General features: G+C 69.3%; 19 protein-coding genes. 11 read left to right on the top strand and 8 right to left on the bottom strand.

What is annotated here, in order from left to right:
* Positions 1-59: 59 nt before the first annotated feature.
* Positions 60-983, top strand: a complete 924-nt coding sequence (locus Q5Y72_RS07060) for an ABC transporter ATP-binding protein (protein ID WP_305962700.1) — start codon at positions 60-62, stop codon at positions 981-983.
* 6 nt (positions 984-989) lie between these two features.
* Here Q5Y72_RS07060 and Q5Y72_RS07065 read toward each other — a convergent pair whose 3' ends face one another.
* On the bottom strand, positions 990-1,370 hold the full coding sequence (locus tag Q5Y72_RS07065) for an HIT domain-containing protein (RefSeq protein WP_305962701.1): 381 nt from the start codon (positions 1,368-1,370) through the stop codon (positions 990-992).
* 15 nt (positions 1,371-1,385) lie between these two features.
* Positions 1,386-2,963 (bottom strand): DUF5928 domain-containing protein, encoded by a 1,578-nt coding sequence (locus tag Q5Y72_RS07070; RefSeq protein ID WP_305962702.1) that lies wholly within the window; start codon positions 2,961-2,963, stop codon positions 1,386-1,388.
* Between the two features lie 164 nt (positions 2,964-3,127).
* Between Q5Y72_RS07070 and Q5Y72_RS07075 the strand changes: the two genes are divergently transcribed.
* Positions 3,128-3,946: a sulfotransferase family protein gene (locus Q5Y72_RS07075; protein ID WP_305962703.1), complete on the top strand. Its 819-nt coding sequence runs from the start codon at positions 3,128-3,130 to the stop codon at positions 3,944-3,946.
* Positions 3,947-4,009: 63 nt separating this feature from the next.
* On the opposite strand, the gene dps is transcribed toward Q5Y72_RS07075, so the two are convergent.
* The 6 genes from dps to ndk form a co-directional block, all read right to left on the bottom strand.
* Positions 4,010-4,483 (bottom strand): DNA starvation/stationary phase protection protein Dps, encoded by a 474-nt coding sequence (gene dps, locus Q5Y72_RS07080; protein ID WP_305962704.1) that lies wholly within the window; start codon positions 4,481-4,483, stop codon positions 4,010-4,012.
* A gap of 151 nt (positions 4,484-4,634) precedes the next feature.
* A complete protein-coding gene (locus Q5Y72_RS07085) occupies positions 4,635-4,868 on the bottom strand; it encodes an acyl carrier protein (protein WP_042251881.1) in 234 nt (77 codons plus the stop codon).
* Between the two features lie 171 nt (positions 4,869-5,039).
* Entirely contained in the window at positions 5,040-5,777 is a 738-nt protein-coding gene (fabG, locus tag Q5Y72_RS07090; RefSeq protein WP_305962705.1) for a 3-oxoacyl-ACP reductase FabG, read from the bottom strand.
* Positions 5,778-5,845: 68 nt separating this feature from the next.
* Positions 5,846-6,772, bottom strand: a complete 927-nt coding sequence (fabD, locus tag Q5Y72_RS07095; RefSeq protein ID WP_305962706.1) for an ACP S-malonyltransferase — start codon at positions 6,770-6,772, stop codon at positions 5,846-5,848.
* Between the two features lie 81 nt (positions 6,773-6,853).
* Entirely contained in the window at positions 6,854-7,420 is a 567-nt protein-coding gene (locus Q5Y72_RS07100; RefSeq protein WP_305962707.1) for a fused DSP-PTPase phosphatase/NAD kinase-like protein, read from the bottom strand.
* 128 nt (positions 7,421-7,548) lie between these two features.
* Positions 7,549-7,971, bottom strand: coding sequence for a nucleoside-diphosphate kinase (ndk, locus tag Q5Y72_RS07105; protein WP_305962708.1), 423 nt, complete (start codon positions 7,969-7,971; stop codon positions 7,549-7,551).
* 192 nt (positions 7,972-8,163) lie between these two features.
* Between ndk and Q5Y72_RS07110 the strand changes: the two genes are divergently transcribed.
* The 9 genes from Q5Y72_RS07110 (at position 8,164) to ureG (ending at position 14,513) form a co-directional block, all read left to right on the top strand.
* Positions 8,164-8,919: a GNAT family N-acetyltransferase gene (locus tag Q5Y72_RS07110; RefSeq protein WP_305962709.1), complete on the top strand. Its 756-nt coding sequence runs from the start codon at positions 8,164-8,166 to the stop codon at positions 8,917-8,919.
* A 161-nt stretch (positions 8,920-9,080) separates the two neighbouring features.
* Positions 9,081-9,896, top strand: coding sequence for an urease accessory protein UreD (locus tag Q5Y72_RS07115; RefSeq protein WP_305962710.1), 816 nt, complete (start codon positions 9,081-9,083; stop codon positions 9,894-9,896).
* A gap of 1 nt (position 9,897) precedes the next feature.
* Positions 9,898-10,209 carry an urease subunit gamma gene (locus tag Q5Y72_RS07120; RefSeq protein WP_305962711.1) on the top strand — a complete coding sequence of 104 codons (312 nt, stop codon included), beginning with the start codon at positions 9,898-9,900 and terminating at the stop codon, positions 10,207-10,209.
* A 1-nt stretch (position 10,210) separates the two neighbouring features.
* Complete coding sequence (locus Q5Y72_RS07125) at positions 10,211-10,774, top strand: HupE/UreJ family protein (protein WP_305962712.1); 564 nt, start codon at positions 10,211-10,213, stop codon at positions 10,772-10,774.
* Positions 10,775-10,778: 4 nt separating this feature from the next.
* Positions 10,779-11,084 carry an urease subunit beta gene (locus Q5Y72_RS07130; protein ID WP_305962713.1) on the top strand — a complete coding sequence of 102 codons (306 nt, stop codon included), beginning with the start codon at positions 10,779-10,781 and terminating at the stop codon, positions 11,082-11,084.
* Positions 11,081-12,766, top strand: coding sequence for an urease subunit alpha (gene ureC, locus Q5Y72_RS07135; RefSeq protein ID WP_305962714.1), 1,686 nt, complete (start codon positions 11,081-11,083; stop codon positions 12,764-12,766). The genes Q5Y72_RS07130 and ureC overlap by 4 nt, the downstream gene beginning before the upstream one ends.
* A gap of 10 nt (positions 12,767-12,776) precedes the next feature.
* Complete coding sequence (locus Q5Y72_RS07140; RefSeq protein ID WP_305962715.1) at positions 12,777-13,265, top strand: urease accessory protein UreE; 489 nt, start codon at positions 12,777-12,779, stop codon at positions 13,263-13,265.
* Positions 13,240-13,893: an urease accessory protein UreF gene (locus Q5Y72_RS07145; protein ID WP_305962716.1), complete on the top strand. Its 654-nt coding sequence runs from the start codon at positions 13,240-13,242 to the stop codon at positions 13,891-13,893. Before Q5Y72_RS07140 ends, Q5Y72_RS07145 begins: the two co-directional genes overlap by 26 nt.
* Positions 13,890-14,513: an urease accessory protein UreG gene (ureG, locus tag Q5Y72_RS07150; protein ID WP_305962717.1), complete on the top strand. Its 624-nt coding sequence runs from the start codon at positions 13,890-13,892 to the stop codon at positions 14,511-14,513. Before Q5Y72_RS07145 ends, ureG begins: the two co-directional genes overlap by 4 nt.
* Positions 14,514-14,569: the final 56 nt, after the last annotated feature.

Below are 14,569 nucleotides of genomic sequence, written 5' to 3' on the forward strand. Positions count from 1 at the left end.
GGTCTAACCCCATTAGCGCAGCGCCGCCCGCCTTCGCAAGCCTTGCACGGACCCGCCCCATGTCGAATGCCCTCGAAATCCTCGGCCTGCGCAAGACCTATGCCGCGCAGGGCCGCGTGCCCGCCAAGGAGGCGCTGAAGGGCATCGACCTCGCGATCCCGGCAGGCAGCATCTTCGGCCTGCTGGGGCCGAACGGCGCGGGCAAGTCGACCCTGATCAACACCCTCGCCGGTCTGGTCAACAAGACCGCCGGCAAGGTCACGATCTGGGGCTTCGACCAGGACGTGAACCCGCGCCAGTCCCGCGCCGCCATCGGGGTGATGCCGCAGGAACTGAACATGGACCCCTATTTCAGCCCCCGCGCCAGCCTCGAGGTGCAGGCCGGTCTCTACGGCGTACCGAAATCCGAACGCTGGACCGACGAATTGCTTGCGCTGGTCGGGCTGACCGACCAGGCCAATGCCTATGCGCGGAACCTGTCGGGCGGGATGCGGCGACGGCTGCTGCTGGCCAAGGCGCTGGTCCACCGCCCGCAGATCCTGGTGCTGGACGAGCCCACAGCCGGGGTCGACATAACCCTGCGCGAGATGCTGTGGCAGAATGTCCGCCGCCTGAACGACGACGGCATGACGATCATCCTCACCACCCACTACCTCGAGGAAGCCGAACAGATGTGCGACGAGATCGCCATCATCAATCACGGCCAGCTGGTCGTGCAGGAAGGCACCCGCGAGCTGCTGGCGCGTGCCGACGGCAAGACGCTGGTGATCGATGCGGGCGGGCGGGTCGCGCTGCCGTCCCTGCCGGCGGGCGCGCATCCCGAATGGCGGCCGGACGGGCAGCTTGCGATCAGCTATCCCCCCTCGCTGATCCGCGCCGACCAGTTGCTGGACGCGCTGCGCGGCGCGGGCGTGCCGATCCTCGACGTCGCCAGCGAACAGCCCGACCTCGAGGAGGTGTTCGTCACCATGACGCGCGGCTGAGGCGGCTCAGTCGCGCAGGCTGACCATCGGCCCCATCGGCCGGCCACCCATGATGTGCAGATGGAAATGCGGCACCTCCTGGACGCCATGCGGGCCGGCATTGCTGATCGCGCGAAACCCCTGCCCGGCCTCGAGGCCGATGCCCTCGCGGGCGCAGACCTCGGCGCACAGGCGCATGAAGCCGGCGATTTCTTCGGCCGAGGCATTGGCGGCGAAATCGTCAAGGCTGACATAGCGCCCCTTCGGGATCACCAGCACATGGCTGGGCGTCTTCGGGGCGATGTCGCGAAACGCGAGGGCGTGGTCGTTCTCGGCCACGGTGTCGTTCGGGATCTCGCCGCGCAGGATGCGCGCAAAGATGTTGCTGTCGTCATAGTCGAAGGCCATCGGCATCGTCCTTTGTCAGTCGTCGAACAGGTTCGGGGTGGCGGCCAGATCCTGCGCGATTTCCGGCGAGACATCCAGAAACCGCGCCAGCGCGGCGGCATTGCGCTCGATCCCCTGCGCGGCGGCGCAGGTCTCGAAGCGGGAAAAGCCCATGTCGCGCAGCCGTTCGACCTCGTGTTCCAGATCGCCGCGAACCACCGGCAGCAGCCGGTCAAGCACGTCGGCCGGTGTGCTGTCGTTGGCCAGCCCGATCCGGCCCATGTGGCCGCGCAGATAGTCGTCGTCGAAGGGTGTGTCGATGAACAGGATGCGCGCCTCGGCCCGGTCGGCCGCGAAATCGCTGATGAGGTTCAGCCCCGAGGGGTCGAGGCACAGCACCAGCTGGGTCGCGTCAAGCTGTTCGAACAGCAGCTTGACCAGCGCACGGCGGTGCCGCGCGCGCTTGGCCACGGTCGAGGCCACGCCGCCCATGTCGGGCAACGCCGCATCCGCCTCGTCGAAGACGTAGTCGACGGCCGGAATCGCGGTCAGCGCCCGGATCCGCGCGGTGAGCCGCTTGGCGACATGCCATTTCTTGGCGACGATCAGATGCACCACATGCGACCGCCCCAGGCTGCCGTCGGTTTCCCAGGCGCGCGGCGCGAATCGCCGGCCGACCCGTCCCCGACCGGTCAGGAAGCGGATCAACCGGGGGCCCTCGGCCGAGATCGGAAACTCCTGCCCCTCGGACTGCCACAGCGCGCCCAGCCCTGCCCGCAACTGCTGCGCCTCGGCGCTGATCTTGCGCGCGAACAGGCTGTCCTGCCGCAGAAGAAGGTCGTAGTGGTCGTTGTAGAACGTGACCGGCATGCCGTAATCGGTGAACATCAGGAAGGTCAGCGACCGTGACCGGATCTGGGTGCGCGGCACCAGATGCGCGACAAGGGTCTGGAAGAAGGTCTCGTCGGGGATCCAGGTCGTGCGGAAGAAGCGCGGGATGGCCGGCACGGTCGCGATCAGTTCCAGCACCGCCTCGACCGTCCGGCGGCGCAGGCACCACCATTGCGAGCCGATCATCACCTGCAGGCCCTCGGGAACGCTGCGCTGCAGGCCAAGCCGCTTCTGCACCGCCATGCTGGCATAGAACAGCGCCTTCTGGCGGCGCTCGTTGAACCAGTGGCGATAGATCAGACGTTCCTCGGTGATGCCGGTCTTGATCCAGCCGCCATTCAGGAAATCGACGCATTCGATGTGGTCGCATTCCTCGCTGTCGAGGAAGCGCCGCGCATATTCCGCCGACTTCACCGGCATGCAGTCGCCCGACAGCAGGTAGAAATGCGTCGCCTGGCTGAACCGCGCCTCGGCCTCGCGCAGGGTCGTCAGCGTCGCCCCGACCAGCGACCATTCGCCCCAGCCGCAGCGGATGCGGCGCGGCGCGAAACACACGCGGGGATGATCGGCCAGGGCCTCGCGGATGCGCCGGTAATCCTCGCGCGGGGCATTGCGGTCGTGGTGGATCGCCACGAAATCGCCCGCGGCGGTCAGGCGCCGCGCCTGATCGATCACCCCCTGCGGGTCCTTGTGGGTCAGAAGGATGAACGCGATGCGCGCCATGGCGGAAGAAAACCCGTGCCGTTTCCGAATGATGGGACGGAAGACATTGATCTTCCGTGCGGCTTTTGCTTTTGTCTGTAAGCATTTTCAGCGCGCGGGCAAGCGGTCAGCGGATCCTCCGCACCGCCCGGCCCCGCCGGCGCCGCGGAACGGAGTTTCGACAGATGGCCTTCCCCGGGGTCTGGATGACCAAAAGCGAAAGCATGATCTATCGGGTGGTGCCGAAATGCGCCTGCTCGACCATCGGGCAGATCATGTTCTATTCCGACCACGGGGCGTTCTACGACGGCGACATCCACGACTCCCGCGCCGGGCTGCACAAATGGTCGCAGGATGAAAGCCAGCCCGCCATCGAACGCGCGGTCAGGGCGCGCGAGGCGCTGACCTTCACCTGCGTCCGCAACCCCTATGCGCGCATCCTGTCGTCCTTCTTCGACAAGATCGCCGGGATCCAGCGCAACGGCCGGCGCTATCGCGGAAACCTCGTGCCACAGCTGGCGCAACGCTATGGCATCGAGGTGGGCAGCCCCGAGAACGGCTTCGACTTCGACCAGATCGCCAGCTTCCGCCGGTTCCTGCTGTTCGCCCGCGACACGATCCGCTTTCGCCGCCCGATGGAACCCGACATCCACTGGTCCGCGATGTCCGGCCACATCGCCACCTTCATCGCCAATGGCGGCCGATATGACCGCATCTTCTTCACCGAGACCTTCAACGAGGGCATGCAGGACGTCCTGTCCGCCAGCCGCACGCCCGTCGCCGTCGACCTGGCCGAGGTGCCGCGCTTCAACGAGTCCGAGGGCCACGGCCCGAGGCGCGCCCACAAGGTCAGCGCCTATTTCGACGATCTCTCGCGGCACCTGATCTGGGACATCTACAAGGATGATTTCCAGCTGTTCCGCTATGATTTCGACGACCCCGACAACAAGCTGCCCACCGGCAAGATCGACCTCGACGAGGTTCACGCCAAGCTGGGCCGCTGAAGAACACCGGGCGCGACCCCCGAAGGATCGCGCCCCGCGGCGGCACCCGGCGCGGACGCCCGGCTACTCCAGGTGGCTCTCCATGAACCACAGGTCCTTGTCGGCGGTGCGCGACGCGGCGGTGAAGATGTCGGCCGTGTTGGCGTCGCCCGCCTCGTCGGTGGCGTCGATCGCGGCGCGCAGCTTCTCGCCGTGATCGCGCATCCGCTCGCAGACTGCCTTGATATGGTCGGCGGCCTTGGTCAGATCTGTCGGATAGGGTTTCAGGGTGCTAGCCTCGGCCACCGCCTCGGCCGTGCCGATGGCCACGCCGTCAAGGATCTGCACACGCTCGGCCATCACGTCCAGATGACCCTGAAGATTGGCGTGGACGGTGTCAAACAGCTCGTGCACGGCGATGAAGTTCACGCCCTTGACGTTCCAATGCGCCTGCTTGATCGCCATGCCAAGCGCCAGCCCGTCCGCCAGCCGGGCGTTCAGTTCCGAAATCGCGGTCTTGCGGGCATTGTCGCTGAGCCCCTTCACCTTCACGGCCATGTCGTGATCCTTCCATGCTGTGGCATTCGCCTCCCAACACATGGCCCCTGCGCGGGGTTCCCGCGGCCTGCGCGGGGGCCGGGCATGAAAAAACGGCGTCCGCCACGGGGCAGCCGCCGTCAAGGCCGTCAGCCGGCAGAACGAGGTCGGATCAGACCGCGCCCTTGATGAAGGTCACCGCGTCGCCGACGGTCTGGATGGTCTCGGCGGCATCGTCGGGAATCTCGATCCCGAACTCTTCCTCGAAGGCCATCACCAGCTCGACGGTGTCGAGGCTGTCGGCACCCAGATCGTCGATGAACGAAGCGGATTCGACCACCTTGTCCTCGTCGACGCCCAGATGCTCGACCACGATCTTCTTCACGCGATCAGCGATATCGCTCATGTCACATCCTCATTCTCGCGGGCATCCGCCCAGATTTTGCACGGGCCACGACCCGGTTCAGCACAGGGCGGTTCCCCTGCTGCCAAGGGCAGGGGATATAGCACCCATCAACACTCATGCAACCAGTTTTAGGCACGGCATCGCGCCGCGCCGCAGCGCCGGCATCGCGCCTCAGACCATCGCCATGCCGCCATTCACATGCAGCGTGGCGCCAGTGACATAGCCCGCCTCGCGACTGGCCAGATAGCTGACCGCCGCCGCGATGTCGGCGGGGCTTCCCATCGCGCCCGCGGGGATCTGCGTCAGGATGCGCGCCTTCTGCTCGTCGTTCAGCTTGTCGGTCATCGCGGTGGCGATGAACCCCGGCGCCACGCAGTTCACGGTGATGCCGCGGCTGGCCACTTCCGAGGCCAGCGATTTGGACATGCCGACCAGCCCGGCCTTGGCGGCGGCATAATTGCCCTGCCCCGGGTTGCCGGTGGTGCCCACCACCGAGGTGATCGTCACGATGCGGCCCCAGCGGGCCTTCATCATGCCGCGCAGCACCGCGCGCGACAGCCGGAAGACGCTGGTCAGGTTGACCTCCAGGACCTGTGCCCATTCCTCGTCCGACATGCGCATGAACAGGTTGTCGCGGGTGATGCCGGCATTGTTCACCAGGATGTCGACCGACCCCATCGCCTCGGCCGCAGCCTTGGGCAGCGCCGCGACCGCCTCGGCATCCGACAGGTTCGCCGGTACCACATGCGCCCGCGACCCCAGCCGCTCGGCCAGGTCGCGCAGCGGCGCCTCGCGCGTCCCCGACAGCGCCACGCTGGCGCCCGCCGCATGCAGCGCCTCGGCCACGGCCCCGCCGATGCCGCCCGATGCGCCCGTCACCAAGGCGTTTCTTCCCGTCAGATCGAACATGCCCGTCCCTGTCTTCTGTGCAAAAATATCCTCTGGGGGTCCGGGGGGCGAAGCGCCCCCGGCCGCCCTCAGCCCTTCAGCGCCGCGATATCCGCCGGCGCGCCGATATTGCGGACATTGGCCTCCCTGGCGACGCGCCGGATCATCCCGGACAGTGCCTTGCCGGCCCCGATCTCCCAGAACTCGGTCACGCCCGCGGCGACCAGATTCGCCACCGACTCGCGCCAGCGGACGGTGCCCGTCACTTGCTCGACCAGCAGCCGGCGGATCGCCCCCGGCTCGATCACCGCCTCGGCGCGGACATTGGCGATCAGCGGCACCGCGGGCGGCTGGATGTCCACGCCCGCCAGAGCCTCGGCCATCACCGCGGCCGCCGGCTGCATCAGCACGGAATGGAACGGCGCCGACACGGGCAGCATCATCGCCCGCTTGGCGCCGGCCGCCTTCATCGCCTCGGCCGCACGCTCGACCGCGCCGCGATGTCCCGAGATGACCACCTGCGAGGGGTCGTTGTCATTGGCGGCCTGCACCACCTCGTCGCCGCCCGTCTCGCGGGCGATCCGGTCCACCGCCTCGAAATCGAGGCCGAGGATCGCGGCCATCGCGCCCTGGCCGACGGGCACCGCCTCCTGCATGGCCTGGCCGCGCAGCCGCAGCAGCCGCGCCGTGTCCTCCAGCGTCAGCGCGCCCGCCGCGCAGAGCGCCGAATATTCGCCAAGCGAATGCCCGGCGACATAATTCGCATCCTGGATGTTGATGCCCTCGGCCTCCAGCGCGCGGAACGCCGCCATCGAGGTCGCCATCAGGGCGGGCTGCGCATTCTGGGTCAGCGTCAGCGTCTCGATGTCGCCCTCCCAGATCAGCGCGGACAGGCGTTCGCCCAACGCCTCGTCCACTTGGTCGAACACGTCGCGCGCGGCCGGATAGGCATCGGCCAGCTCGCGGCCCATGCCGATGACCTGTGCCCCCTGCCCCGGAAAGACGAATGCCCGCATCGCTGCCCCCTGATTGCCTGCCATGTCCTCAGGGCATAGCGTGGCGGCGCGCCTGCCGCAACTCGCACGGCAGGCCTGGGCTCAGCTGTCGGGAAAGCCCAGCCAGGGCTCCATGCGCTCCCAGGTGATGTCCATCGGCCACGCCTTGCTGAGAAGCGGCATGCCGATATGGCCGAACAGCGGCGAAAGCTGCCATTCCGACGCGTCCTCGCCACCCTGCGCGATCCCCGCCACATACAGCGCCGCGGCAAGCCCGGTGCGATCCGCGCCGCCCTGGCAATGGATCAGCATCGGCTTGGGCGCGTCGCGCATGATCTGCAACAGCCGCTGGACCTGGTCGAAATCCAGCTCTTGCGCGGCGGACATGGCGAAATCCACATGCACGATCCCCAGCCGCTCGGCGACGCCGCGCTCGGCCTCGTACCAGTCCTGGCCCGGGTTTTCGCCGCGCAGGTTCAGGATGCTGGCGATCCCGTACTCGCGTTTCCAGCGGGCCAGGCGCTGCCCGTCCATCTGGGCGGCGCGATAGACCTCGCCGGGGACAACGGCGTGGAAATTGCCCGACAGCTGCAGATAGGCCAGATAGCCCGCGAACAGCGCCAGCACCACCGCCAGCACGGCCGCCAACCGCTTGATGAACCGCCACATCTGCGAAGCCCTGCCCCGTTGCCCATGCTTCCCCTAGCAGGGCGGCGGCCGCCGGAACAAGCCGCTTGTGGGGCAGCAACCGAAAAAGGGGGCCGCGGGCCCCCTTTCTCGGTCGCGACGAGGCCGGCTCAGCCGACCAGTTCGAGGCCCGAGAAGAAGAAGGCGATCTCTTCGGCGGCGGTTTCCGGCGCGTCCGAGCCGTGGACCGAGTTCTCGCCGACCGACAGCGCGAAGTCCTTGCGGATGGTGCCGGCATCCGCATTGGCCGGGTTGGTCGCGCCCATCACGTCGCGGTTCTTCTGGATCGCGTTCTCGCCTTCCAGCACCTGCACGACGACCGGCTCGGAGGCCATGAACTCGACCAGCTCGCCATAGAAGGGGCGATCCTTGTGGACCTCGTAGAACTTGCCGGCCTGGGCGGGCGACAGGTGGATGCGCTTCTGCGCGATGATGCGCAGCCCGGCGTCCTCGAACTTGGCATTGATCTTGCCGGTCAGGTTGCGGCGGGTCGCGTCGGGCTTGATGATGGAAAGCGTGCGTTCGAGGGCCATGTGTCACCTTGTCTGTGCTGGGACGGGTCGCGCCCGCCGGGTCCGAAATCCGCGCCCGGTTAGCAGGCTTGCCCCGCCCCGGCAAGGACCAGCGCAGCATGCGTGCGGCGCCGCGCTTGGCGCTTGCGCTTTCGTCGAACCGACACAAGACTGCGCTAGGATCCGGCCCGTGACATCAGGGACAGCGCCGACATGCAGCCATTCCGACGCGGCAGATACCAGGCAAGGCTGGCCGATACGCCCGCCGACATCCGCGCGGCGCAGCGGCTGCGCTGGCTGTGCTTCATGGCGGGCAACGGCGCCGCCGATGACGGCCAGCAGATCGACCGCGACGCGCTGGACGACACCTGCCAGCACATGCTGGTCGAGGACGCGGCCAGCGGCCATCTGGTCTGCACCTTCCGCTTCCTGCGGCTGTCGGGCGGGGCCGAGATCGCGCGCAGCTATTCGGCGCAGTTCTACAATCTCGCCGCGCTCGAGCGGTTCGACGGCCCGATGGTCGAGATGGGCCGGTTCTGCATCCATCCCGACCATCGCGACCCCGACATCATCCGCACCGCATGGGCCGCGATGACCCGCTATGTCGACGCCGCCGGCATCGAGATGCTGTTCGGCTGCTCGAGCTTCATCGGGACCGAGCCCGAGGACCATGCCGAGGCCTTCGCGATGCTGAAGGAACGCCACCTCGCCCCGCGCCGCTGGTGGCCGCGCGTCAAGGCGCCGCGGGTGTTCCGCTTCGCCCGCGCGCTGCGGCTGCGCAAGCCCGATCCAAAGCGCGCGATGGCGGCCATGCCGCCGCTGCTGCGCAGCTATCTGGCGATGGGCGGCTGGGTCAGCGATCACGCGGTGGTCGATCCGGCGCTGCGGACCATGCATGTCTTTACCGGGGTCGAGATCCGGGCCATTCCCGCGGCGCGGCGCAGGCTGATGCGGGCCGCGGCGGGCTGACCGTGTCTCCGGCAGGCCGCCCGCCGCATCTCTGCAAACTGCCCGGTATCTGACCTTCATGCCCAGAATTGCGTCAGTCGTCGCCTGACTGCCCACCCTGCGGGCAGCGAGGCCGGCATCGCGCATTGACCTTGCGCCGGGCAGGCAGCCCCCATGCGGCCATGTTCGATGCACGCGCCCCAGCCCCTCCGATGCAGCGCAGCCACGGCCGCGCACAGGTCGTGATGGGGCCGCGCGGGCTCGTTGATCTGGCGCAGTCGGGCTCGGCCAGGGCGATGCTGCCGCGGGTGACCGCGGGACTGCCCGAGATCGCCTTCCTGAACACCTCGGGCGGGCTGGCCTCGGGCGATCGGCTGGCCTACGGGCTTGACCTGCGGCCGGGCACCCGCGCCCTCGCCACCACCCAGACGGCCGAGCGCGCCTACCGCGCCGATGGCGAGGCGGCGGAAGCCGGCGTCCGGCTGCGCGTGGGGGCCGGGGGCTGGCTGGACTGGCTGCCGCAGGAGACCATCCTGTTCGAGGGCGCCCGCCTGTCGCGGCTGACCGAGGTCGATCTGGACCGCGGCGCCGGCTGCCTGTTGCTGGACATGATCGTGCTGGGCCGGCTGGCGATGGGCGAAAGCCCGGCGCGGCTGCTGCTGCGCGACCGGCGCGTCCTGCGCCGCGAGGGGCGGGTGATCCATCACGATGCGCTGTCGCTGGACGATGCCGTGCTGGCCGGCGCCGACCGTCCCGCGCTGCTGGGCGGCGCGCGGGCCATGGCCAGCATCGCGCTGGTTGCCGGCCACGCGCCCGACCTTCTGGCGCCGGCCCGCGCGGTTCTGGACGAGCCCGGCGTGACCGCCGCCGCCAGCGCGCCGCCCGGCCGGCTGGTCCTGCGGCTGCTGGCCACGGGCGACTGGGCGCTGCGCCGCCAGGTCACACGGCTGCTGCGCGTGCTGCGCCCCGAACCCCTTCCCCGCATCTGGCAGGTCTGAAATGAACCTTTCCCCCCGCGAACGCGAAAAGCTTCTGGTTTCGGTCGCCGCGATGGTGGCGCGTGGCCGGCTGGCGCGCGGCGTCAGGCTGAACCACCCCGAAGCCATCGCCCTGATCACCGATTTCGTGGTCGAGGGCGCCCGCGACGGCCGCAGCGTCGCCGACCTGATGCAGGCCGGCGCGCATGTGATCACCGCCGCACAATGCATGGAGGGCGTGCCCGACATGATCGAATCCGTCCAGGTCGAGGCGACCTTTCCCGACGGCACCAAGCTGGTGACCGTCCACCACCCGATCCGTCACGAGGTCTGACATGAAACGGCTGTTCCTTTCCGCTGCGGCGGCGCTGCTGGCGCCCGGTGTCGCGCTGGCCCATCCCGGCCACGGCCAGGGCCAGTTCACCGCCGGGCTGGCGCACCCGCTGGGCGGTGCCGATCACCTCCTGGCCATGGTCGCACTGGGCCTGCTGGCGGCGCAGATCGGCGGCCGGGCGACCTGGACGCTGCCGCTGGCCTTCCTCGGCGGGATGCTGGCGGGCGGGCTGGCGGGCCTTGGCGGCGCGGCCCTTGCCACGGTCGAGCCGATGATCCTCGCCTCGGTCGTGATCCTCGGCGCGCTGGTGGCGATGGCCGCGCGGCCGCCCCTGCCGGTGCTGCTGGCGGGCGCCGCGGCTTTCGGCGCGGCGCATGGCTGGGCCCATGGCGCCGAAGCACCGGCCAGCGGCATCGCCTCCTATGCGGCCGGCTTCCTGACGATGACGGCCGCGCTGCATCTGGCCGGGATCGGCGCCGGGCGGGCGCTTCTGGCCAACGTGGTCCTGCGCGGGATCGGCGGCGGCGCCGCCTTGGCCGGTCTGGCGCTGGCGATCGGAGGCTGAGGCGATGGTTCCGGGTGAAATCCTTCCTGCCGCGGGCGATATCGTGCTGAACGAGGGCCGCGCCACCCTGACGCTGTTGGTCGCAAACACCGGCGACCGCCCGATCCAGGTCGGCAGCCATTACCACTTCGCCGAGACGAACCCGGCCCTGCGCTTCGACCGCGAGGCCGCGCGCGGCATGCGGCTGTCGATCCCCGCCGGCACCGCCGTCCGCTTCGAGCCGGGCCAGTCGCGCGAGGTCGGGCTGATCCCCTATGCCGGCGGGCGCATCGTGCACGGCTTCCGCAACCGGATCGGGGGTGCGCTGTGACCACGCTGTCGCGCGCCGATTACGCGGCGCTCTATGGCCCGACGACCGGCGACCGCATCCGCCTGGCCGACACCGACCTGGTGATCGAGGTCGAGGGCGACCTGACGATCCCCGGCGAAGAGGTCAAGTTTGGCGGCGGCAAGGTCGTCCGCGACGGCATGGGCCAGTCGCAGGTAACCCGCGCGGACGGCGCGATGGACACGGTCATCACCGGCGTCGTGGTCTTCGACCATCAGGGCATCACCAAGGCCGATGTCGGGTTGCGCGACGGCCGCATCGCCGGGATCGGCAAGGCCGGCAATCCCGACACCCAGCCCGGCGTGACCCTGATCATCGGGCCGGGGACCGAGATCATCGCCGGCGAGGGCCGGATCCTGACGCCGGGCGGCTTTGATTGCCACATCCACTATATCTGCCCGCAACAGGTCGACCACGCGCTGCATTCCGGCGTCACCACCCTTCTGGGCGGCGGCACCGGCCCCGCGCATGGCACGCTGGCCACCACCTGCACGCCGGGGCCGTGGCACATCGCCCGGATGCTGGAAGCCTGCGCCGACCTGCCGGTCAACATCGGCATCGCCGGCAAGGGCAACGCCTCTGTCGCGGCCCCGCTGGAGGAACAGGTCCGTGCCGGCGCCTGCGCGCTGAAGCTGCACGAGGACTGGGGCACCACGCCGGCGGCCATCGACACCTGCCTGTCCGTGGCGGACGCGATGGACGTGCAGGTGATGATCCATACCGACACGCTGAACGAATCGGGCTTTGTCGAGGACACGATGGCGGCCATCGCCGGCCGCACCATCCACGCCTATCACACCGAGGGCGCCGGCGGCGGCCATGCGCCGGACATCATCCGCATGGTCGGCATGGCGAACGTGCTGCCCTCGTCCACCAACCCGACGCGGCCCTATACGACCAATACGGTCGAGGAACATCTGGACATGCTGATGGTCTGCCACCATCTCGACCGCCGGGTGCCCGAGGACGTGGCCTTCGCCGAAAGCCGCATCCGCCGCGAGACCATCGCCGCCGAGGATATCCTGCACGATCTGGGCGCGTTCAGCGTGATCTCGTCCGACAGCCAGGCGATGGGCCGCATCGGAGAGGTCATCATCCGCACCTGGCAGACCGCCTCGAAGATGCGCCGCCAGCGCGGCCCCCTGCCCGAGGAACGGGGCCAGAACGACAATCTGCGCGCCCGGCGATACATCGCGAAATACACCATCAACCCGGCCATCGCGCATGGCGTGTCCGCACATATCGGCAGCATCGCGCCGGGAAAGCGCGCCGATCTGGTGCTGTGGTCGCCCGCCTTCTTCGGGGTCAAGCCCGAGATGGTGCTGGTCGGCGGCCAGATCAGCGTGGCGCAGATGGGCGATCCCAACGGCTCGATCCCGGTGCAGCCGATCTTCTCGCGGCCGATGTGGGGCCACAACCGCCGCGCCTCGGCATTGCTTGTCAGCCGCGCGGGGCTGGAGGCCGGCGCGGGCGAGGGGCTGGCCAAGACGCTGATCGCGGTCGAGGGAACGCGCGGCATCGGCAAGGCCGACATGGCGCTGAATGCCGCGATGCCGGCGATCGAGGTCGATCCGGAAAGCTACGAGGTGCGCGCCGACGGGCAGCTGCTGACCTGCGAGCCGGCCACCGAACTGCCAATGGCGCAACGCTATTTCCTGTTATGAGAGGTTCGCGATGATCCCCCATACCACCGCGCTTCGGCGCAATGCCCCCGGCCCCTTCGACGACGAGGTGATGCTGGATTACGAGGGCCGGCTGCTGCGGCGCAAGCGGCTGGCCTGCCGGTCGGGCGATTTCCTCGTCGACCTGGCCGAGGTGACCAGCCTCGAGGATGGCGATGCGTTCGAACTGACCGATGGCCGCCGCATCGCGGTGCGCGCCGCGCCCGAACCGGTGCTGGAGATCCGCGGGCATCTGGCCCGGCTTGCCTGGCATATCGGCAACCGCCACACCCCATGCCGGATCGAGGCCGACCGGCTGATCATCCGCCAGGACCACGTCCTCGAGGCGATGCTGGTCAGGCTTGGCGCGCAGGTGATCCGCAAGATGCTGCCCTTTCGCCCCGAGGGTGGCGCCTATGGGCATGGCCGCACCTTCGGGCACGACCACGCGCCCGCGCCGCAGCAGCCTCATGGCCATGACCAGTCCCGCGAACACGCCTGAGACCGCCCGGCTGGCGCTGGCGCAATACCTGTCGCCCGCCTTCCCGGTGGGCGGCTTCGCCTGGTCGCAGGGGCTGGAATGCGCGATGGATCAGGGGCTTGCGACGCGGGCCACGCTGGCCGACTGGCTGACCGACTGGCTGGGCCACGGCGCGGGCCGGACCGATGCGGTGCTGCTGGCGCTGTCGCTGCGGCCCGGCGCCGATCATGCCGCGCTGGACGATCTGGCCCGCGCTGCCTGCCTCTCGTCGCAGCGGCTGTCCGAGACGGTCGAACAGGGCACGGCCTTTGCCTCCAATGTCGCGGCGCTGACCGGCATGGCCCAGCCCGCCGCCGCGCTGCCGGTGGCCGTGGGACGCGCCTGCGCGGCCATGCCTCTGCCGCCGCCCGAGATCGTCGCGGCCTTCCTGCAGGCGCAGGCGGCGGGCCTCGTCAGCGCCGCCGTGCGCTTTCTGCCGCTGGGTCCGGTCGAGGGGCAGGCGATGCTGGCAGCCCTGCAGCCGGCGATCCTGGCCGTCGCGAAACAGGCCGCGACAGCCACCGAAGCCGATCTTTTCAGCGCGACCTGGGGCGCCGACATCGCCGCCATGCGCCACGAAACAATGCCCGTCAGGATCTTCCGCTCATGACCCACGACATTTCCCGCCACGGCCCCCTGCGCGTCGGCATCGGCGGCCCGGTCGGCGCCGGCAAGACCACGCTGACCGAACAGCTTGCCCGCGTGCTGGCGCCGCGCCTGTCGATGGCGGTGATCACCAACGACATCTACACCCGCGAGGATGCCGAGGCGCTGATGCGGGCGCAGGTGCTGCCGGCCGAACGCATCCGCGGGGTCGAGACCGGCGGCTGCCCGCATACCGCGATCCGCGAGGATGCCAGCATCAACCTCGCCGCCATCGCCGATCTGGGCGCGGCCTTTCCCGATCTGGACCTCGTGCTGATCGAATCGGGGGGCGACAATCTGGCCGCCACCTTCTCGCCCGAACTGGCGGACCTGACGATCTATGTGATCGACACCGCCGCCGGTCAGGATATCCCTCGCAAGCGCGGGCCGGGGCTGGCGCGGTCCGACCTGCTGGTGGTGAACAAGACCGATCTGGCCCCGCATGTCGGCGTCGATGCGGCCCTGCTGGAATTCGATGCGCGGCAGGCCCGCGGTGCCCGCCCCGTGGTCATGGCCCAGCTTCGCCACGGCGCCGGCGTCGGCGAGATCGTCGATTTCATCCTGCACCAGGGCGGGCTGGCCTGAGACTGCCCGAAGCGCGGGCAGTCCGCGCCTTCCCTGCCCGCGCCCGCGCCAGCCGT

It is taken from the genome of Paracoccus spongiarum (assembly GCF_030732095.1).
Taxonomy (GTDB): domain Bacteria; phylum Pseudomonadota; class Alphaproteobacteria; order Rhodobacterales; family Rhodobacteraceae; genus Paracoccus; species Paracoccus spongiarum.